We start from the raw sequence: 19776 nt of genomic DNA, 5'->3' as shown, positions 1-19776 counted from the left end.
CGAGCCGGTGAACATCCCCACCTTACTGGCGGGCTGACGCAAGGTCAGCCGGTGGGCGAAGGAAGGTGTAGTGGTGTCGTCACAAGTGCGACCCCGCGGGGCTACGGGCCTGGTCGGGGGCGTACGGGCACGGCCCGGACCGACGCCCGCACGGGCATGCACGGGGGCACGACCCGACCCGTCCCGCGTGCACGACCCCGACCGCCCCGCGGGCACGGCCCGGCCGGACTCACGGGCAGAGCCGCTCCACCCGCCAGCCCGCCGGGGCAGCCGGGTCGACGAGGTAGCGCAGCCGGTCGTGCAGCCGGTTCTCCCGCCCCTGCCAGAACTCCACGCTCTCCGGCACCACCCGGTACCCGCCCCAGAACGGCGGCACCGGCACCCCCTCGCCCTCCGGGTAGCGCCGCTCCAGCTCCGCGTAGCGCTGCTCCAGCACCTCGCGCGAGGCGACCGGGCTGGACTGTTCGCTGGCCCAGGCGCCGAGTTGGGAGCCGTGCGGGCGGGTGCGGAAGTAGGCCGCGGTCTCGTCCCGGCCGACCTTCTCCACCCGGCCCTGGACGATCACCTGGCGGGCCAGCGCGACCCACGGGAAGAGCAGTGCGCCGTACGGGTTGACGGCGAGTTCGGCGCCCTTGCGGGAGCCGTAGTTGGTGAAGAAGACGAAGCCGCGGGCGTCGAACCCCTTGAGCAGCACCGTGCGCGAGCTGGGCCGCCCCTCGGCGTCGGCGGTGGAGAGCACCATCGCGTTGGGCTCCGCCACCCCGGCCTCGTCCGCGTCGTGGAACCACCGGGTGAACTGGCCCATCGGCTCGGCGGCGAGGTCCTCCTCGACCAGGCCCTCGTGCGTGTAGTGCTTGCGCATCACGGCGAGGTCCGGCCCGGGTCGGGCCTCGTCGGCCAGGATCCGGGTGGCGGGGGGCAGGGGCGTCGACTGGGCGCGGTCCGGGGTCTGCACGTCAACATCATCCCGTACGACAAGCAACCGGCACCGCTACCTCCGGACAAACCCCGGTGGGAGATAAGGTGACTCGCCACCGCTTGGCCGCCCGTCGTACGGTGATTTGTCCCGAACCGCACCCTTGGTTCCGGAGATTTGCCGGGCACGACCGGCCCTCGGGCGAAAAGTCAAGCGGGCCCTCGGGAAACATCACCATGGTGGTGTATGGCGCAATGCACCCCGTGCCTGTCACCCTGGCACCGAGTGCCAACCACCATTCGGTCACTGGTGTGCCTCCCCACCACGGAGGTCCGCCGATCGCAGAACTGAAGGAGCCGTGCATGTCCGACTTCGTACCCGGGCTCGAAGGCGTCGTCGCTTTCGAGAGCGAGATCGCCGAACCCGACCGTGAAGGCGGCGCCCTGCGGTACCGAGGCGTCGACATCGACGACCTGGTTGGCAATGTCTCCTTCGGTCACGTCTGGGGCCTGCTGGTCGACGGCAAGTTCAACCCCGGCCTGCCGGCCGCCGAGCCCTTCCCGATCCCCGTCCACTCCGGCGACATCCGGGTCGACGTGCAGTCCGCCCTCGCCATGCTCGCCCCGGTCTGGGGCCTCAAGCCGCTCCTCGACATCGACGCCGAGCAGGCCCGCGACGACCTCGCCCGGGCCGCCGTCATGGCGCTGTCGTACGTCGCCCAGTCCGCCCGCGGCCAGGGCCTGCCGATGGTCCCGCAGAGCGAGATCGACAAGGCCGAGACCGTGGTCGAGCGGTTCATGATCCGCTGGCGCGGCGAGCCCGACCCCAAGCACGTCAAGGCCATCGACGCCTACTGGACCTCCGCCGCCGAGCACGGCATGAACGCCTCCACGTTCACCGCCCGGGTCATCGCCTCCACCGGCGCCGATGTCGCGGCCGCCCTGTCCGGCGCCGTCGGCGCGATGTCCGGCCCGCTGCACGGCGGCGCGCCGTCCCGCGTGCTCGGCATGATCGAGGAGATCGAGCGCACCGGCGACGCGACCGCCTGGGTCAAGAACGCCCTGGACAAGGGCGAGCGCCTGATGGGCTTCGGCCACCGCGTCTACCGCGCCGAGGACCCGCGCGCCCGCGTGCTGCGCCGCACCGCCAAGGAGCTCGGCGCGCCGCGCTTCGAGGTCGCCGAGGCGCTGGAGAAGGCCGCGCTGGAGGAGCTGCACAACCGCCGCCCCGACCGCGTGCTGGCCACCAACGTCGAGTTCTGGGCCGCCATCATGCTGGACTTCGCCGAGGTCCCGGCGCACATGTTCACCTCGATGTTCACCTGTGCCCGGACCGCCGGCTGGTCGGCGCACATCCTGGAGCAGAAGCGCACCGGACGCCTCGTGCGCCCCGCCGCGCGCTACATCGGCCCCGGCCCGCGCAGCCCCCGCGACATCGAGGGCTTCGAGGCCATCGCCGGCTGACACCACCGTCGCAGCTCCCCCGACAGCGGGTCCGGATACCGACCGGACCCGCTGTTTCCGCAGCTCGCGGGCGGGTCGGGGGCATCTCAGCGGGCGGACGGGCGTCGAACCGCGGCTGCCCCGGCCGGTAGGCTGCGGCGCGTGGCTCAGATCCAGATCCCCGCTGACATCAAGCCCGCCGACGGCCGTTTCGGCTGTGGCCCCTCCAAGGTGCGCCCCGAGGCCCTGAGTGCCCTCGCCGCCACCGAGACCTCCCTGCTCGGCACCTCCCACCGCCAGGCCCCGGTGAAGAACCTGGTCAAGCGCGTGCGCGAGGGCGTGAGCAGCCTGTTCTCCCTGCCCGAGGGATACCAGGTGGTTCTCGGCAACGGCGGGTCCACCGCCTTCTGGGACATCGCGGCCTTCGGCCTGGTACGCGAGAAGTCCCAGCACCTCGACTTCGGCGAGTTCTCCTCCAAGTTCGCCTCCTCCGTGAAGGCCGCGCCCTGGCTGGCCGAGCCGAGCGTGATCAAGACCGCCCCCGGCACCCACCCGCTGCCGGTCGCCGAGGCCGGGGTGGACGTCTACGGCCTCACCCACAACGAGACCTCCACCGGCGTCGCGATGCCGATCGCCCGCCCGGCCGGCGCCGACCAGGGCTCGCTGGTGCTGGTCGACGCCACCTCGGGCGCCGGCGGCCTGCCGGTGGACATCACCGAGACCGACGTCTACTACTTCGCCCCGCAGAAGTCCTTCGCCTCCGAGGGCGGCCTGTGGCTGGCGTCGTTCTCCCCGGCCGCCCTGGAGCGCGCCGCCGAGATCGCCGGCTCCGGCCGGTACATCCCGCCGTTCTTCGACCTGCCGACGGCCATCGACAACTCGTCGAAGGACCAGACGTACAACACCCCGTCCATCGCCACCCTCTTCCTGCTGGCCGACCAGCTGGAATGGATGAACGGCAACGGCGGGCTCGACTGGGCCGTCGCCCGTACGGCTGATTCCTCGTCCCGGCTGTACGGCTGGGCCGAGAAGTCCTCGTTCGCCAACCCGTTCGTGGCGAACCCGGCCGAGCGCTCCCAGGTCGTCGGCACGATCGACTTCGACGACTCGGTGGACGCCGCCGCCGTCGCCAAGGCGCTGCGCGCCAACGGCATCGTCGACACCGAGCCGTACCGCAAGCTCGGCCGCAACCAGCTGCGGGTCGCGATGTTCCCGGCGATCGAGCCGGCCGACGTCGAGGCGCTCACGGTCTGCATCGACTACGTGGTCGAGCGGCTCTGACCCCGACCGCGTGCTCCAGCGGCTACGACCGGCCGCACCCGCACGAATGAAGGGCCACCGCCTCCGGGCGGTGGCCCTCTTCCGTTCCGCCGGTCCCGGCGGCTACCGGCCGACCAGCGAGCTGGCCAGCACGATCACCAGCAGCAGGACGAGCGCGCCGGTCACGATTCGCATGCGAGTCTTGGGATCCACGGTCAACGAGCGTACCCCCGGCCGGTCCGGGCTCAGACGCCGAGGTTGGATCCGCCGCTGGCGTCCAGGTTCTGGCCGGTGACCCAGCGGGCGTCGTCCGAGGCCAGGAAGGCCACCACGTCCGCCACGTCGGCCGGCTCGGCGACCCGGTCGAAGACCGAGAACGAGGAGGCCCGGGCCCGCGCCGACGGGTCCGCCAGCCAGGGGTTGATGTCGGTGGCCACGATGCCCGGCAGCACCGCGTTGACGGTGATCCCGCGCGGCCCCAGCTCCTGGGCGAGGGTCAGCGTCAGGGTGTTCAGCGCCCCCTTGGTCATCGCGTAGGCGACGGCCTCCGGGAACGCCACCCGGGTGACGCCCGAGGAGACGTTGACGATCCGCCCGCCGTCGCGCAGCCGGTCCAGACCGTGCCGGACGACGAAGAACGGCGCCCGCGTGTTGACGGCGAAGACCCGGTCGTAGGCGGCCTCGTCCACCTCGTGGATCCGTCCCGGCTGCCCGATCCCGGCGTTGTTCACCAGGATGTCCAGCCCGTGGCCGCCGTCGTACCCGGCCAGCCCGGCGTCGAAGGCGGCCCAGAGCGCCTCGGCGTCCCCGGGCACGCCGAGTTCGGCGGCGACCGGGAAGGCCCGGCCGCCGTCCCGCTCGATCTCCTTCGCCGTCCGCGCGGCCGCCTCCGGGTCCCGCCCGTGCACCGCGACCAGCGCGCCCTCGCGGGCCAGCCGCTCGGCGATGCCCCGCCCGATACCCCGGCTGCCGCCCGTCACCAGCGCCGTCCGTCCGGTCAACCCCGACATGACCGCCCCCTTCTTCCGGGCGCCACCGGTCCGGCGGCGCCCACTTCTGTAGTGATCGCTAATGAAATGACCGTAGCACGGTTTCTGTAGTGGGCGATATAGAATCGGCGCATGGCCACCACCACCGCGAAGCGCGGCCGCCCGCGCTCCTTCGACCGTGAGGCCGCCCTGGAGCAGGCCCTGCGGCTGTTCTGGGAACGCGGCTACGAGGCGACCTCGGTCGCCGACCTCACCACCGCGATGGGCATCCGCCCGCCGAGCCTCTACGCGGCCTTCGGCGACAAGAGCGCCCTCTTCGGCGAGGTGGTCGACCGGTACCGGGAGGGCCACGGCGCCTACGCGACCCGCGCGCTCGCCGAGGAGCCCACCGCCCGGGCCGGCGTGGCCCGGATGCTGCGCGAGGCCGCCGCCATGGCGACCGACCCCGACCACCCGTGGGGCTGTCTGCTGATCAGCTCGACCGTCAACTGCACCTCGCCCGAGGTGACCGGGGCCGTCCGGGAGCTGCGCAACGCCAACGTCCGCGCCCTGGAGTCACTGATCCGCGCCGACGTCGCGGCCGGTCACGAGCCCGCCGGGACGGACCCGGCGGCGCTGGCGCAGTTCACCGCAACCGTGGTCCAGGGCATGTCGCAGCGCGCCCGCGACGGCGCGACCCGCGCCGAACTGGAGCGGGTCGCGGCGGACGCCATGCGGATCTGGCCCTGACCGGAGCCCCGGCCCACCCGCCCTTCTCAGTCCTCCCAGCGGGCCAGCGGCCAGGAGGCCAGTGAGCTGTAGTGGGCGAAGCCGCCGCCCTGCTCGCTCTGCATCAGGTGCAGCTCGGCGGCCTCCCAGTCCGGCCCGCGGTACCCCTCCAGGGCCTGCGCCAGCCCGTCCAGCTCCGCCGCGGCCGCCCGCTGCGCCGCGCGCCGCTGCCCCCGTGAGGACCCGGCCCTGGCCAGCGTCAGATGGGGGTGGAAGCTGAACGCGTCCGCCTCGCCGGCCACCGCCGCGGTGGCCCCGGCCACCGCCTCGGCCAGCCCGCGCAGGGCCCACACCCGGCCCTCGACCCCGGCCCAGAGCACCTTGTCGCCGAACCGGCCGGCCCCGGCCAGCCGCAGCGGGTGCGCCGGATTCACCGCCGCCACCGCCGCCAGAGCGGCCGACAGCTCCGGCACCCGCTCGACCGGCACCTCGCCGAGGAACGCCAGGGTCAGGTGCCAGCCCTCGACCGCGGTCCAGCGCAGCCGGTCCGCCCCGGGCAGGCCGTGCACCGGCGCCACCGCGTCGACCAGGTCCTGCAACGCCTCCACCGGAGGCAGTACCGCCACGAAGAGCCTCATGGGGACATCTTCCACCGGGCGACGGTTTGGACTAGAACGGTTTTCCATGAAGATCCGCAACGGGGGTCCCGAAGACATCCCCGACATCCTGTCCCTGCTCGACGGCGCCGTGGAGTGGCTGGCCGCCCAGGGCCGCACCCGCCAGTGGGGCGAGCACTCCTTCAGCGGCACCCCGGCCCGGGTCGAGCACATCGGCAAGTACGGCCACGAGCCGTTCCTGATCCGGCTCGCGGTCGACGACGAGGGGCGCACCGTCGGCTCCTGCGTGCTGTCCGAGGAGCGGCCCGAGTACGCCACCCCGGTGGACGGGCCCGAGCTGTACATCCGCAACCTGGTGACCGACCGGACCCGCAAGGGCTCCGGCATCGGCGCCGCGCTGATCGCCGACGCCCTCGACGAGGCCCGCCGGCGCGGCATCGGCCTGCTGCGGGTGGACTGCTTCGCCGGCGGCGACCGCAAGCTGGTCGGCCAGTACCGGGCGCTCGGCTTCACCGAGACGGAATCCTTCGAGGTCGAGCAGCCGGCCGGGCTCTGGCAGGGGCAGATCCTGGCCATCCGGCTCTGACCGGCCGTCGGCCCCGGAGTGTCGAACGGCACTCCGGGGCCGACCCGCGGTCAACGGGCCCGACCCGCGGTCAGCGAGCCCGACCCACCGTCAGCAGGCGGTGGCCAGCTCCGGCTTGACGCCGGCCACCGGCCGCGGCACCAGGGCGACGATCCGGCCGCCGCGCCCCGGGTGCAGGTCAAGCCGCAGCCGCAGCTCCGCGCTGCGGGCCAGCACCAGGCCGACCACGGTGGCCGCCAGCGCCGAGACCAGGCCGCAGGCCAGCAGCCCGAGCCGGGGCCCGTACGAGGCGGTGACCCAGCCCACGATCGGCGCCCCGATCGGCGTGCCGCCGGTGAAGACCAGCATCAGCAGGCCCATCACCCGGCCGCGCATCGCGGGCTCGGTGGCCAGCTGCAGGGTGGCGTTGACCGAGGTGTTGAAGCTCAGCCCGAACACCCCGATCAGGGTGAGCAGCAGCGCGAAGGTCCAGTAGCCGGGCGCGAACGCCGCCAGCACCTCCAGCGCGCCGAAGCCGAGGGCGGCGCCGACGAGTCTGCGCAGCCTGGGCGCGCCCCGGCGGGCCGCGATCAGGGCCCCGGCCAGCGAGCCGACCGCCATCGCGGTGTTCAGCAGGCCGTACTGCCCGGCACCGACGTGGAAGGTGTCCGTGGCGAAACCCGCCAGCAGGGTCGGGAAGTTGAAGCCGAAGGTGCCGATGAAACCGGCCAGCACCAGCGGCCAGAGCAGCTCGGGCCGCTCCTTGACGTACCGCAGCCCCTCCCGCAACTGCCCCTTCTCCCGGGCGATCGGCTCGGTCGGGCGCAGTTCGCTCTCGCGCATGGCGAGCAGTCCGCCGATGACGGCGGCGAAGGACAGCGCGTTCACCGCGAACGCCCAGCCGCTGCCGACCGCGGCGATCAGCAGGCCCGCGACGGCGGGGCCGACCAGCCGGGCGGTCTGGAAGTTGGCGGCGTTCAGGCTGACCGCGTTGGCGAGGTGCTTCGGGCCGACCATCTCGGAGACGAAGGCCTGCCGGGCCGGGTTGTCGACCACGGTGACCAGGCCGAGCAGCAGGGCGAAGGCGTAGACGTAGTACGGCGTCACGACGCCGGCCACGGTCAGCACGGCGAGGCCGGCGGCCAGCAGGCCCATCGCGCCCTGGGTGCCGATCAGCAGCTTGCGCTTGGGCAGCCGGTCGGCGAGCACTCCGCCGAAGAGACCGAGCAGCAGCATCGGCAGGAACTGCATCGCGGTGGTGATGCCGACCGCGAGCGGGCTGCCGGTGAGGCTCAGGACCAACCAGTCCTGGGCGATGCGCTGCATCCAGGTCCCGGTGTTGGACACCACCTGGCCGGCGAAGTAGTAGCGGTAGTTGCGAACGCTCAGTGAGCTGAACATCCCCCCGGGCCGGGTGAACCGGGCTCCGGTCGGCGAATCCGCCGTCCTCGGGGACGTGGCCGCGCGGCTGCGGCCGGGAGCGGCGGGGTCCTCCGCCGCGGTGCGTTCGTCGGGGTCGTCGTCGCCGTTGCCCGGCAGCCCCGTCGGGGCGGGTGCCTGGGTGTCGGCGGCCGCGGCGCTCGCCGCGGCGGTGTCGGTGGTCTGCTCGTCGGTCCGGATACGGGTGGCGGCTGCGGTGGCGGCGGCCGGCGGTGTCACAGTGGTCTCCCCTCGCGGCGCGGCGGCCGGTGCTCCGGCCGTCGCGCTCCTGGTGTCTGTCATCGGTCCTGCGGTAATGCGTTTCTCCTTCGTCCTCCGGCGGCTACCGGAATCGATCTGCCTAGAGGTGTGCGAGCTTGTAGAGCACGGGCGCGGCCTCGCGGAGCTTCGCCCACTCCTCCTCGTCGAGCCCCTCGGCGAGCTCGGCGAGCCAGGCGTTCCGGCGACTGCGGGACTCCGCCAGGATCGCCTCGGCCTCCTCGGTACTGCTGACGACCACCTGGCGGCGGTCCTCCGGGTGCGGCTCGCGCCGCACCAGGCCCTTCTCCTCCAGCATCGCGACGATCCTGGTCATCGAGGGCGGCTGCACGTGCTCCTTCCGGGCGAGCTCGCCCGGTGTGGCCTTCCCGCACCGGGCGAGGGTGCCCAGCACCCCGATCTCGGTGGGGCTGAGCGACTCCTCGACCCGCTGGTGACGCAGTCGACGGGAGAGGCGCATGGCGGACGAACGCAGCTGACTGATGGCTGCGAGGTCCTGCTCGGACATCTCGGGCATGTTGTTTAGCCTACGTCATTACTCTCGCTAAAGAAAATTGGTTTCCGTTCGCCCGCTTCACGGCGTCCCGATCGGGGTACGCGCGTGGGTTTACGCGCGTGGGTTCTGGGCGAGGTCAGCGCCGGGTGTCCACCGCCGCGAGACCGTCCGGCATGCCCAGCACCAGCAGCGTGCCGGCCAGCGCCAGCGACCACACCTCCGAGCCGGTCCGCAGGTCCAGCACCCCTCCCGTCCCCAGGTCCCGCACCCGGACGAGCCCGTCCGACCAGGCCGCCGCCACCACCGGACCGGCCGCCGTCGCCCCGGCCGCCACCGCCGTCACCGGACAGCCCCGGCGGTCGGACGGCTCGGGCATCGGCGCCGAACGCGGCCCCCAGAGCCGCACCGCGCCGTCGAAGCCACCGCTCACCAGCAGCGGGATCTCCGGATCGGACAGCGGCCCGCCGCCCAGCGCGGTACCGGCCAGCGCCGTCACCGGCCCGTGGTGCAGCCGCTCGCTCAGCACCTTGCCGTCCTCGTACCAGTGCACCGCGCCGGCCGCGTCGCCGAGGGCCGGCGCGGAATCCGCCAGCCCGCCGACCGCCGCCACCGCGCTCAGGTCCCCGGAGGCCGCGCCCACCGCGTCCAGTGCCGCCATCAGCCCGTACGGCTCCAGGCCCGGCCGGGGCTCGGCCGGCACCACCAGCTCCGGCCGCCCCCAGGCGTCGAGCAGCACCGCGGAACCGCCCGCCGTCACCGCCAGCCCCCGCAACGGGCGCGGCGCGGGCACCACCACCGCGCCGAGGCGCCGGCCGGTGGCGGCGTCGAAGGTCCGCACCGAACCGGTCGGATCGGCCACCAGCACCTGCCCCGCGTACGGCCCCGCCCCGGCCGTGAGCGCCACCGCCGGTCCCGGCCAGTCCCGGTCGACGCCCTCCCAGCGGGCCCAGCGCCCGGCCCAGGGCCCTGGCAGCTGCGCCAGCACGGCCGCGGCCGCCGCGGCGACGGTGTCCCCGCCCAGCAGCCGGGTGCGCAGCACCGCCGCCCGCACCGCCGGGTCCGGCTCCTCGATCACCGCCGGTCCCGCGGCCCGCCAGGCCCTGGCCAGCGCGTCGTCCCGCCGCTCGACCGCCGCCGTCACCGGGACCGGGCGGGCGAGCGCGTAGAGCAGCGGGTCCGCGGCCAGCGGGCCGGGGTCCGCCGCCACCGTCGTCCAGAGCGCCGACAGGGCCTCCTCGCCGAGCGAGCGCGGCTCCGTCCCGGGCGGCGGCGGCACCGGGGCGGGCGGGGCCGCGGGCGTCCCGAGGACCGGCCCGGGCAGCGGGTAGGCGGCCGGGTCGCCGCCCTGCTCCACCGCCCAGGCGGCGAACCGCGCGGCGTCCGTCCACTGCGGCTCACCGAGGTCCAGCACCGCCGGAGCGGGCACGGCGGTGAACGCCCGGGCGGCCGGGCCGTCCGTCGCCGCCCCGATCACCAGCCGTACCCCGGGCAGCCGGAGCAGCGGGTCGAGCAGCTCGGTCACCAGGGCGGCCGGGTCCTCGGCCAGGTCCAGTTCGGGCACGCAGACCACGGTCGGCCGGCCGTCCGCCGCGATCGCCGCGATCAGCGGGCCCGGGGCGTGCGCGACCAGGTCGAGCTGCTGCCCGAGCGACCAGACGGCCGTCCGGACGGTGGCACCGGCGGCGGGCAGCACCGCGTGGATCCGCCGCCCGCCCGGGGCGTCGGCCCCGGTGCAGCCGCGCACCAGCCAGGCCAGCAGGTGCGACTTGCCGGACCCGGGCGGCCCGGCCACCCGGCACAGCCGCGGCGCCCGCGGATCGTCCAGCCAGCCCAGCAACGCCATTCCGGCCGGCCTGCGGCCCGCCCCCAGCCGCGGCATCCGCAGCCCGCTCCCCGCCATCGCCCGCTTCCCTCTCCCCGTACTTCCGTGCTCCGTGCCGAGCTCAGCCGTGCCAGGCTCGGCCCTACCCGACCCGGCCTTGCCCGACCCGGCCTTGCCCGACTCAGCCGCGCCGCTCGGCCACGCTGATCATCAGTGCCTTGATCCCGCTCTCCCGGGACTCGGCCGTGTCGCCGTAGTCGAAGCTGTGGGTGAACTCCGCCTGCGGAAACTCCCGCGCCAGCCAGCGCGCGCAGTAGTGGCCGGGCATCATGCACGGCTCCAGCTCGCAGTACACCCGCACGACCTGCTCGGCCTCCACGCCCTCGGCCCGCAGCCGGTGCCAGAGCGCCTCCTCGGGGTGCAGCAGGCCGGGGCCGCCCACCTCCGAGACGATCCGCTTCGCGCCGTGCTCGTCGACCACCTCGAAGGCCGCCGAGGAGTCGATGTTCAACGGCCGCCGCAGGTCGTCCAGCACCCGCGGCCACCAGCCCTCACGGTCGTCGAAGGCGGTCGGGTCCGCGGCCAGCAGACCCTGCCGCAGCTCCCGGTAGGCGGCCAGCGCCAGGTCCGGCCGATCCACCTCGGCGACCGCCGGCAGCAACCGGTCGAGCAGCAGCAGTCCCGCCGCGAACGCCGCCACGCTGCCGCTCACCGGCAGGTCCAGCGGCTCGGCGCCCAGCAGCACCGCCCGGACCGACCGGTCCGGCGCGAAGTACAGCTCGGCCCCGCCGTCCGTCCCGATCCGCAGCTGCGCCGCCATCGGCCCGGCGTCCGCCCCGACCGCCGCGGCACACTCCCCCACCGACAGCGGATCGTGCTCCTCCGCCGCCCGGAAGTACGGCCCGACCTGCAGCGGAAGCCCCGGATGCCGCAACGGCCCGGCGGGCGCGATCGGCAGGGCCCGCAGCCCGCGCGGCCCGAAATGCGCCAACAGCGCCGCCGCCAGCTCGTCGTCCCTGTCCGCGTTCACTCGGCGGCCCCGCTCACAGGGTGGCCCAGGTGTCGAGGAACATCGCCCAGAACTCGCTCTTGAACGGCAGCGAGTCCCAGCGCTCCATGCCCTCCTGGACGATCTCCTCCACCGCGGCCCAGTCGTTGGGGTCCGGGCGCTCGTCGGGGCCCGGGCGCTCGACCTCGAACTTGTAGACGAGGTAGCTCAGGGAGGAGACGTCCCCGTGGATCAGCTCGTACTCGATCTCGGCGTCCGGGTCCGAGACCCAGATCGTGCCGTCGCCGAGGTGCACGTACACGGTCGCCTGGAAGAGGCTGCCCAGCGGCTGCAGCCGGCCGTGCGGCGTGTCGACCGGCGAGGAGTCCCAGGTCTCGAAGGCGTGCGCCGGGGTGGCCGGGTCCCGGTCCGCGAACTCCTCCAGGATCCGGAAGAGCCCGTTGGAGAACGGGATCCCGATCTCGGTCACGAAGCGCGCGCCGTCACCCTCGGGCCAGATCCGCGCCGCCACGTCGGGGCGGAACCGCAGCAGGTCGCCGGGTGCGGCCCGTTCCACGACCACCGGCCACTCAATCCCTACCAGCACCTCGTCCATCCTTCGTTCTCGACCGTCACAGACCCTTGGCCTTCTTCTTCGCGGCGGAGGCCGCCTTGTCCTGCTGCCCCTGCGCGTCGAAGTCCTTGGTGCCCATCGTGCCACCGTGCTGGCCCGCGGCGTGGTCCTGCTCGATCTGCTTCAGATAGGCCTTGTGCCCCCAGTCGCGGTCCTTGGTGGGCACCTTGTTGTCGTACTCGACACCGTGGGTGACCTTCAGATCCGGGTTCTGGGACTCGAAGTGCCTGGCCAGCCAGCGTTCGCAGTTCGGGCCCGCCTGGCAGGGCGCCCGTTCGGTGTAGAGGTCGGTGACATTGCCCTCCCTGCCGCCGAGCAGAGGTTTTCCGATCGAGCGTTCCGAGTGGCTGCGGTTGTAGTCGCTCCGGCCGACCAGGATGAACTCGCCCTTCTCGTCCCGGTACCGGAGCGAGGCGTAGTTCTTGCCGCCGTAGTCCCCCTGGGCGCGCCGGGCCTCCTCCACCGCGCGGGACAGCTCGGTCGGATCGTCGATCTTCTGACTGACGACCTTCTCGTCCTGCTTCTGGTTCCCGGCGTCGTCCTTGTCCGACTTCTTGTACTTCTTCGCGTGGTGCTTCTCGATCTCCTCCTTGGACGGGTCCTTGACCTTGGCCCCGTCCAGCATGGTCTTGAGCGACTCGTCCGGGTCCTTCACATCGACGAGCTTGCCGTCCTTGATCTCCTGGACCCGGCCGTCGTCGTGGATGAAGTACTTCCGCGGCGGCGTCTTCGGCCCGTCACCACCCGCGCCGTTGCCCGTCTTGGGCGGTTCGGCGGCCTTGTCCTTGGCCTTGCCGTCGAAGTCGCCGGCGGTGTTGTGGTCGTTGTCCTTGTGGTGCTTGGCGGTCTTGTTGAGGTTGTCGCCCGCCTGCTTGTACATCTTCTTGGCGGCCTTGCCCATGTCGTCCGACAGGGTCTTGCCGAGCTTCGTCGCGACGTTCTTGAGCGCCTTGACGGTGGGGTCGCTCACTCGAAGCTCACCGCCGACACCCGGGTGCCGAAGACCTGGGCGTGCTGGGCGACCTTCTCGGCCTGCTCGTGCAGCGCCCGGGCGTGCGCCTCCACCGCGGCCGGATTGATCTTGAACGCGGCGCCGACCGAGCCACCGGCGACCGCGGCCTCGGCGGCCTCGAAGACCAGCCCGGACACCGCCTCCGCGACGATCTCGATCAGCGGGTTGAGCGCGGCCTCCACCACCTGGGCGACGATGTACTCCTCCAGCTGGTGCGCCAGGTAGGACATCAGCTTGCGCGCGGCCTGCTGGGCCGCGATGGCGCCGACCTCCGCCAGTCCCGCCGTCGCCACGGCGGCGGCCTGGGCGGCGACGAAGGTGGCGGCCAGGACGATGAGTTCGCCGAGCGCCTCCAGCTTCATCGCGACGATCGCGTCGGCGGCGATGTCCATCGCCTGCGCGACCACGTGCGCGGCCTGGACGACCTCGTTGAAGTGCTTGTCGGACATCAGGGCCCACTTGGCGGCCAGCGCCTGGTAGGACGCGCCCTCGTAGGCTCCGCCGAGCTGATGGATCGTCGCGGTCGAGTCGCCGTGGACCTCTTCGAGGCCCTTGGCGAACTCCTTGATGTGCTCGCCGAATTCGCGGACCTTGTCCTCGTTGACCGCGGGCCAGCGGATGCCGATGAAGCTCAGCAGTGTCGCGACTTCGTCAGGCAGTTCGATAGCCATCGAGAAACCCCCCGTAACCAACAATCCCTCGATTGGATCAAAAGTTTATACAACTAATCATTGGTCCTCCGATGCCCAAGAAGTGCCGATTCTGTAGCGATCCGGAACGTTCCGGACCGAATCGCCCCACATCTCTGGCCGTGCCCCCGATGACTCCCGGTGCGATGCTGGATCGTGGGGCCCGGTCCACGCGGACCCCCGGCGCCGCACCACCCCTCAGCAGAAGGGCCGAGCAGACATGACCGACGTCGCCGCCGAGCAGGCCGCGCAGGCCGACACCGGCTTCGCCCGCCTCGCCATGGTCACCATCGACTGTGCCGACCCGGTCGCACTGGCCGCCTTCTACGGCGAGCTGCTCGGGTGGGAGACCCGGCACGTGGACGAGCAGTTCGCCATCCTGGACAACCCGGAGGGCGGCAGCCCGCTCGGCTTCGGACGGGTCAACGGGTACCGGCCGGAGCCGTGGGTCGAGCCGGACGGCGGCAAGCACTTCCACCTGGACTTCTACGTCGACGACCTGGAGGAGGCCACCGCCCGCGCGCTGGCCCTGGGCGCGACCGAGCCCACGTACCAGCACGGGCGCACGCTCAAGGTGCTGATCGACCCGGCCGGCCACCCGTTCGGTCTAGCGCCCCTGGACGCCTGAGCCCAGCGCCGGAAGGCCCGGGCCCCACGGGCGCCCCGCTCAGCGCGGGAAGGCCCGCTTGGCCCGCCAGGTGGTGTGCTCGCGCGACACCGCGTCCTCCGCCTCGGCCGCCAGCCGGGCCCAGCCCCGCTCGGCGTCCGGCCCCCGCAGGTCGAGGTCGGACAGCTGGTTGCCGACGTTCTCCAATTCCCGCGCCGCCAGCTGGTACGCGGCCGCCAGCGGGCGGAGCTGCTTCAGCTGGGTCCAGGCGATCACCGACGCGGCCGCCGCCGACGTGGCCCCGAAGACGTGCACCTGCAGCGCCCCGGTCGCCTGCGCGACGGCCGCCGCCGCACCGATGATGATCAGCGCCGCGACGGCCAGCCCCCAGGTGACCGCCTGCGACTCGCAGGACTCGGCGCGCGAGCGGTACCACGTCCGCTGCCCCTCCACCCGGGTACGCAGATAGAGCGTCCGGCGCGAGGTCAACGACTCCGCCCGGACCCGCCGCATCTCCGGGGTGATCTCGGCGACCGCGTCCGGCGGCACGATCGCCGGGTCCTCGAAGGCCCGCAGCACGTCCTCCAGCTGGAGCAGATAGACCCGGTCGACGTCCGCCGACTCCGCGTCACCCTCGAACGGCCGGGCCCGCACCGAGTACTTCCAGGCCAGCGTCTTCACCGACTCGGCCGCCGCCCGCGCCTCGTACCACCGCGCCTGCGGGTTGCCCCGGCGCAGCCGGGACCAGAAGTACCCGGCCACCAGGAACGCCACCACCGAGAACAGCGGCGTGATGTCGGCGGCGCCCTTGTCGTCCGGCCCGGGCAGCGAGCCGACGACCGCCGCGACCACCAGCATCGAGATCAGTCCCCGGTACCAGCGCAGCGTCTCCTGCTGGCCGGCGATCGACGCCCGGTCGGCCGCCCGGAACAGCTCCGGCAGCAGTTGTGCCTCGACCCCCGTCGGCGGATCCTGTCGCACCATCGAAACGCTCCCCTCCCCCGTCTCGCCCGGAGTATGCCCCCGGTCAACTCCGCTACACCGAGACCTTCTTGACGCCGCATCTTGCCCCGGTCGCCCTGCAACCCCTATAACCGGTTACATGCCCATGCACTGGAAGCTCGTCATCGACGCCGCCGACCCGCACCGCCAGGCCGCCTTCTGGGGCGCCGCCCTCGACTACACCGTCGAGGACCACAGCACCCTGATCGGCAACCTGCTGTCCGCCGGTGCGATCACCCCGGACCTGATCACCGAGGTCGACGGCCGCCACGCCTGGCTCACCCTCGCCGCCGTCCGCCACCCCGAGGACCCGCACGACCCCACCTCCGGCACCGGGCTCGGCCGCCGCATCCTCTTCCAGCGCGTCCCCGAGCCGAAGCAGGGCAAGAACCGCCTCCACCTCGACCTCCACCCCGGCCCGGACGCCCGCGCCGCCACCGTCACCCGCCTCGAGGCCCTCGGCGCCACCACCCTGCGCGAGGTCGCCGAACCGGGCGGCTCCTGGGTGGTCATGCAGGACCCTGAGGGCAACGAGTACTGCGTCCACTGACACCCGGCGCACCGGCTGCGAACCCGGCCGAACGACGGAGGGCGTGAACCCGACCGGTTCACGCCCTCCGTCCCCGCACGCCGCAGCCGACGCGCGGGCTCCGCTACGACAGCCAGCCCACCTGGGCCGCGCGGGCGCCGGCCTGGAAGCGGCTGCGGGCCTCCAGGCGCTCCATCAGGTCGGTGGCGATGCGGCGGGCGGTGCGGGGGGAGACGCCCAGCCGCTTGGCGATGGCGTCGTCGGTGTGCCCGTCGGCGAGCAGGGCGAGGGCGGTGCGTTCCTGGGCGGTGAGGCCGTTCCGGTCGAGCTGGGCGATGACCCCCAGCGGCTGTGCGCCGGCCCAGACGGTCTCGAACAGCGCGCAGAGCGCGGTCAGCATCCCCTGGCCGGTCAGTACGACGGCGCCGGCCGCGGTGTCGTCGCTGCGCACCGGGATGACGGCGGTCGCCCGGTCGACGACGATCATGCGGGTCGGCAGCTCGGGCACGGTCCGGACCTGGCCGCCGAGGGAGGCCAGCCAGTTCACGTACTCGACGGTGTGCGGACTGTTTCGGACGCTGTCCAGGTAGACGGTGCGCATCCGCACGCCGCGGTCGGCCAGGGCGCGGTTGAGCGGCTTGGCCGCCTCGATGTTCTCCGGCCTCTGGCCGCCGTCCGGCGCGAAGGTCATGATCTCCTCGCGCGCCTCGTTCGAGAAGCGGCTCAGCCGGTCCCGGATCCGGTCCAGGCCGACCAGCTGCTCGACATCGGGCGTGTTCGCCTCCGGCCGCAGGTCGGCGTAGTCGGCGATGAGCTGCGCCGCCGCGGCACGGGAGGCCTCGATCCTGGCCTGCGCGGCGGCCAGCTCGGCCTGCTGCCGCGCCATCAGGATCTCCATCCCGACGTCCGGGGAGACCGCGCGCAGGGAACCGGGCCGCTCGGCGGAGGGGCGCAGCAGGGCCAGCTCGCTCAGGTGGTCCAGGGCGGTCCTGACCTGCGGCTCGGCCAGAGACAGGCGATCGGCCAGCGCGGCCACGCCGTCACCCGGACGGGCCAGCATGGCCCGGTAGACGGACTCCGCGACAGCGTCCAGCCCCAGTGCGGTCAGCATGTCCGTTCCCCCATGACGAATGTGTGTTCGCTGCGCACGCGATCCTTCCACAGGCTCCGAGCCCCCCACCAGGGCGCCCTGTGGACGCTTCCGGCCAGGGCCTGAACTGTCCGTGTTGAACTACTCCACACCGATCGCCCGCTTCAGCACGCTTGACTCCATGTACCTCGTGCACGCCGCCCTGCGGCACCCCGCGCCGGAGGCCGCCCTCCCCCCGGACACCCGCGAACTCCTGTCGGCCCTGGTGCGCCCGGAGGACCGGATCGAGCACCTGGTGCTCCACCGCGACGCCGTGCCCGACCCGGTGCTCGGCCTGTTCCTCCTCACCGACTCGCTCGCCGAGGCCGAGAGACGCGCGGCCGCGTTCTGCCGGACCGCGCTGGAATCGTTCCCGGAGCTCCTGGGCTGGCGGGCCGACCGGGTCGCCGTCCCGCTCGTCACCCCGTTCTACGACCGGCTGCTGGCCGCTTCCGGCACCCCTGACCGGAACGGTCCAGGGCCGTTTCCGTCCACCGGTCAGGCCTTCCACCCGGGCTGAGCTGCGACGAAGCTGGTGTCTGCCGGAAGGGGCCAGGCCCCGGACGGCACCGGAGGAGGCGTCACCGCGGGATGCGGCCTCCGGGACCCAGCCGCTTCGCACCCGAGAGGACCACCCTCATGTTCCGCACCGTCATCGCCAAGGCCGCCGCGGTCACCACCCTCGCTCTCGTCGCGCTGGCCGGACTGGCCGCCACCACCGCGCAGCCCGCCACCGGTGTCGAGGCCCGGCCGATCACCGTCGTCGCCCCGCCGGCCGAGGACCTCATCTGGGGCTGACCCGCCCGGCGCCCGCGAGCGCACCGAGCACATCCTGGCCCAGTCGGCGCGAGCCCCGACCCGATGCGAACCGGCCCAGCGCAGACGATGCGCGTGAACACCCCGCCGGCCCAGGTCGTCGACATCGTCGGCCGCACCGGCCACGCCGACCGGCTCTCCGCCATCCGCGCCCTCGCCCCCGACCGCCTCGCGGACCGGGAGGACGGAAAGCCGAGGGCCCTCCCCGCGGTGCGGAGAGGGCCCGGGACCGACCGGCGTCCGGCCTCAGAGCAGGCCGAGGGCCGGCATCAGGTAGTAGAAGGCGAAGACCGCCGAGACCGCGTACATCGCGACCGGCACCTCCCGGCCCCGGCCGGCGGCGAGGCGCAGCACGCAGAAGGCGATGAAGCCGAAGCCGATGCCGTTGGTGATGCTGTAGGTGAACGGCATCATCACGATGGTCAGGAACGCCGGGATCGCGATCGTGTAGTCGGCCCAGTCGATCTCCTTGATCGAGTTGGCCAGGATCAGGAAGCCGACGGCGACCAGCGCGGGGGTCGCGGCCTGGGCGGGGACCATCTTGGCGAGCGGGGAGAAGAAGAGCGCCACCATGAACAGGGCGCCGGTGACGATCGAGGCGAAGCCGGTGCGGGCGCCCTCGCCGACACCGGCGGTGGACTCGACGAAGCAGGTGTTCGCGGAGGAGGAGGTGGCGCCGCCCGCCGCGGTGGCGATGCCGTCGATCATCAGCACCTTGTTGATGCCCGGCAGGTCGCCCTTCTCGTCCAGCAGGTGGGCCTCGTCGGCCACGCCGAGGATGGTGCCCATCGCGTCGAAGAAGCAGGACATCAGGACGGTGAAGACGAAGAGGACGCCGGTCAGGACGCCGACCTTCTCGAAGCCGCCGAACAGGCTGACCTCGCCGACCAGGCCGAAGTCGGGCTTGGCGACCGGGCTGCCGGGCCAGGCCGGGACGGTCAGGCCCCAGACGCTGTCGGGCAGGTCGGCGAGCTTGTCGATGACGACGGCGACGACGGTCATCACCGCGATGGAGACCAGGATCGCGCCGGGCACCTTGCGGACGATCAGGACCAGGGTCAGCAGCAGGCCGAGCACGAAGACCAGGACCGGCCAGCCGAGCAGGTGGCCGCCGGTACCGAGCTGGAGCGGCACGGTGGTGTGGGCGGCGTCGGGCATCCGGGTGACGAAGCCGGCGTCGACCAGGCCGACCAGGCTGATGAACAGACCGATGCCGATCGCGATGCCCTTGCGCAGGCCGAGCGGGACGGCGTTCATCACCCGCTCGCGCAGGCCGGTGGCGACCAGGATCATGATCGCGAAGCCGGCCAGCACCACCATGCCCATGGCGTCCGGCCAGGTCATCTTCGGCGCGAGCTGGAGGGCCACGATGGTGTTGACGCCGAGGCCGGCGGCCAGGCCGATCGGGACGTTGCCGATCACACCCATGAGCAGTGTGGTCAGACCGGCGGTGAGCGCGGTGGCGGTGACCAGCTGGGTGTTGTCCAGGTGGGCGCCGGTCATGTCGGTGGCGCTGGCCAGGATGATCGGGTTCAGCACCAGGATGTAGGCCATGGTGAAGAAGGTGGCGATGCCGCCGCGGATCTCGCGCGGCAGGGTGGAGCCGCGCTCGCCGATCCGGAAGTAGCGGTCCAGGGCGCCGGTCGGGGGCTTCGGCGCGTCGGGCTGGGCGGGCTCGGGCGACTCGGTGGTCGGCTGGGCCACGGGCATGCTGCGTCCTCTGTGGGGGCGGAGGAGAGGGGGGAGCCGCCCGAGCGACTGTGGCCGGGCGATCCGATCGGACGGGCACGAAGCACGATGTCCTGGGCGTGCCCCGGCCAACCGGAACGACAAGTATGAGTTCCACCATCGCCCGTT

General features: G+C 73.0%; 21 protein-coding genes. 8 read left to right on the top strand and 13 right to left on the bottom strand.

The features are described from left to right. Nucleotides 1–229: 229 nt before the first annotated feature. Nucleotides 230–862 (bottom strand): pyridoxamine 5'-phosphate oxidase, encoded by a 633-nt coding sequence (gene pdxH / locus ADK60_RS24300; RefSeq protein ID WP_053648928.1) that lies wholly within the window; start codon nt 860–862, stop codon nt 230–232. Nucleotides 863–1278: 416 nt separating this feature from the next. Here pdxH and ADK60_RS24295 point away from each other — a divergent pair, with 416 nt between their 5' ends. Together ADK60_RS24295 and serC are read left to right on the top strand one after the other, a co-directional pair. Beyond that, a complete protein-coding gene (locus ADK60_RS24295) occupies nt 1279–2379 on the top strand; it encodes a citrate synthase 2 (protein WP_045937634.1) in 1101 nt (366 codons plus the stop codon). Between the two features lie 141 nt (nt 2380–2520). After that, a complete protein-coding gene (gene serC / locus ADK60_RS24290) occupies nt 2521–3639 on the top strand; it encodes a phosphoserine transaminase (RefSeq protein ID WP_030393572.1) in 1119 nt (372 codons plus the stop codon). A 224-nt stretch (nt 3640–3863) separates the two neighbouring features. Here the strand turns inward: serC and ADK60_RS24285 are convergent, their stop codons facing one another. Beyond that, on the bottom strand, nt 3864–4628 hold the full coding sequence (locus ADK60_RS24285; protein WP_053648875.1) for an SDR family NAD(P)-dependent oxidoreductase: 765 nt from the start codon (nt 4626–4628) through the stop codon (nt 3864–3866). A 111-nt stretch (nt 4629–4739) separates the two neighbouring features. Between ADK60_RS24285 and ADK60_RS24280 the strand changes: the two genes are divergently transcribed. Further along, nucleotides 4740–5336: a TetR/AcrR family transcriptional regulator gene (locus ADK60_RS24280; RefSeq protein WP_053648874.1), complete on the top strand. Its 597-nt coding sequence runs from the start codon at nt 4740–4742 to the stop codon at nt 5334–5336. Nucleotides 5337–5362: 26 nt separating this feature from the next. Here the strand turns inward: ADK60_RS24280 and thpR are convergent, their stop codons facing one another. Then, a complete protein-coding gene (thpR, locus tag ADK60_RS24275) occupies nt 5363–5953 on the bottom strand; it encodes an RNA 2',3'-cyclic phosphodiesterase (protein WP_053648872.1) in 591 nt (196 codons plus the stop codon). Nucleotides 5954–5999: 46 nt separating this feature from the next. Between thpR and ADK60_RS24270 the strand changes: the two genes are divergently transcribed. Next, nucleotides 6000–6518: a GNAT family N-acetyltransferase gene (locus ADK60_RS24270; protein WP_199839742.1), complete on the top strand. Its 519-nt coding sequence runs from the start codon at nt 6000–6002 to the stop codon at nt 6516–6518. A 90-nt stretch (nt 6519–6608) separates the two neighbouring features. Here ADK60_RS24270 and ADK60_RS24265 read toward each other — a convergent pair whose 3' ends face one another. From ADK60_RS24265 to ADK60_RS24235, 7 genes are all read right to left on the bottom strand, one after another. Further along, entirely contained in the window at nt 6609–8219 is a 1611-nt protein-coding gene (locus tag ADK60_RS24265; RefSeq protein ID WP_234371235.1) for an MFS transporter, read from the bottom strand. 58 nt (nt 8220–8277) lie between these two features. Further along, the gene (locus ADK60_RS24260; protein WP_030393578.1) at nt 8278–8712 is read right to left on the bottom strand and encodes a MarR family winged helix-turn-helix transcriptional regulator; all 435 of its coding nucleotides are present in this window, start codon (nt 8710–8712) and stop codon (nt 8278–8280) included. Between the two features lie 115 nt (nt 8713–8827). Next, nucleotides 8828–10591 carry a hypothetical protein gene (locus ADK60_RS24255; RefSeq protein ID WP_053648870.1) on the bottom strand — a complete coding sequence of 588 codons (1764 nt, stop codon included), beginning with the start codon at nt 10589–10591 and terminating at the stop codon, nt 8828–8830. 103 nt (nt 10592–10694) lie between these two features. Continuing rightward, a complete protein-coding gene (locus ADK60_RS24250) occupies nt 10695–11543 on the bottom strand; it encodes a nucleic acid/nucleotide deaminase domain-containing protein (protein WP_053648868.1) in 849 nt (282 codons plus the stop codon). 13 nt (nt 11544–11556) lie between these two features. Then, entirely contained in the window at nt 11557–12108 is a 552-nt protein-coding gene (locus tag ADK60_RS24245; protein WP_159394078.1) for an SUKH-4 family immunity protein, read from the bottom strand. A gap of 25 nt (nt 12109–12133) precedes the next feature. Beyond that, nucleotides 12134–13105 carry a nucleic acid/nucleotide deaminase domain-containing protein gene (locus tag ADK60_RS24240; RefSeq protein WP_053648866.1) on the bottom strand — a complete coding sequence of 324 codons (972 nt, stop codon included), beginning with the start codon at nt 13103–13105 and terminating at the stop codon, nt 12134–12136. Then, on the bottom strand, nt 13102–13818 hold the full coding sequence (locus ADK60_RS24235; RefSeq protein WP_045937643.1) for a WXG100-like domain-containing protein: 717 nt from the start codon (nt 13816–13818) through the stop codon (nt 13102–13104). The genes ADK60_RS24240 and ADK60_RS24235 overlap by 4 nt, the downstream gene beginning before the upstream one ends. A gap of 238 nt (nt 13819–14056) precedes the next feature. Here ADK60_RS24235 and ADK60_RS24230 point away from each other — a divergent pair, with 238 nt between their 5' ends. After that, nucleotides 14057–14464 (top strand): VOC family protein, encoded by a 408-nt coding sequence (locus ADK60_RS24230; RefSeq protein WP_045937644.1) that lies wholly within the window; start codon nt 14057–14059, stop codon nt 14462–14464. Nucleotides 14465–14503: 39 nt separating this feature from the next. Here the strand turns inward: ADK60_RS24230 and ADK60_RS24225 are convergent, their stop codons facing one another. Next, nucleotides 14504–15427: a DUF4231 domain-containing protein gene (locus ADK60_RS24225; protein WP_045937645.1), complete on the bottom strand. Its 924-nt coding sequence runs from the start codon at nt 15425–15427 to the stop codon at nt 14504–14506. 124 nt (nt 15428–15551) lie between these two features. Here ADK60_RS24225 and ADK60_RS24220 point away from each other — a divergent pair, with 124 nt between their 5' ends. Next, complete coding sequence (locus ADK60_RS24220) at nt 15552–15995, top strand: VOC family protein (protein ID WP_053648864.1); 444 nt, start codon at nt 15552–15554, stop codon at nt 15993–15995. A 103-nt stretch (nt 15996–16098) separates the two neighbouring features. On the opposite strand, the gene ADK60_RS24215 is transcribed toward ADK60_RS24220, so the two are convergent. Next, the gene (locus tag ADK60_RS24215; RefSeq protein WP_053648862.1) at nt 16099–17085 is read right to left on the bottom strand and encodes a helix-turn-helix transcriptional regulator; all 987 of its coding nucleotides are present in this window, start codon (nt 17083–17085) and stop codon (nt 16099–16101) included. Between the two features lie 160 nt (nt 17086–17245). On the opposite strand from ADK60_RS24215, the gene ADK60_RS45035 reads away from it, so the two are divergent. Beyond that, nucleotides 17246–17623, top strand: coding sequence for a hypothetical protein (locus ADK60_RS45035; RefSeq protein WP_159400548.1), 378 nt, complete (start codon nt 17246–17248; stop codon nt 17621–17623). A 119-nt stretch (nt 17624–17742) separates the two neighbouring features. Next, nucleotides 17743–17901, top strand: a complete 159-nt coding sequence (locus ADK60_RS45030; RefSeq protein WP_159394080.1) for a hypothetical protein — start codon at nt 17743–17745, stop codon at nt 17899–17901. 264 nt (nt 17902–18165) lie between these two features. Here ADK60_RS45030 and ADK60_RS24205 read toward each other — a convergent pair whose 3' ends face one another. After that, complete coding sequence (locus ADK60_RS24205) at nt 18166–19629, bottom strand: NCS2 family permease (RefSeq protein WP_053648858.1); 1464 nt, start codon at nt 19627–19629, stop codon at nt 18166–18168. Nucleotides 19630–19776: the final 147 nt, after the last annotated feature.

It is taken from the genome of Streptomyces sp. XY431 (assembly GCF_001279805.1).
Lineage (GTDB): Bacteria > Actinomycetota > Actinomycetes > Streptomycetales > Streptomycetaceae > Kitasatospora > Kitasatospora purpeofusca.
The sequence above is the reverse complement of the archived record's forward strand: the minus strand, read 5'-3'. Positions and strand labels throughout refer to the sequence as shown.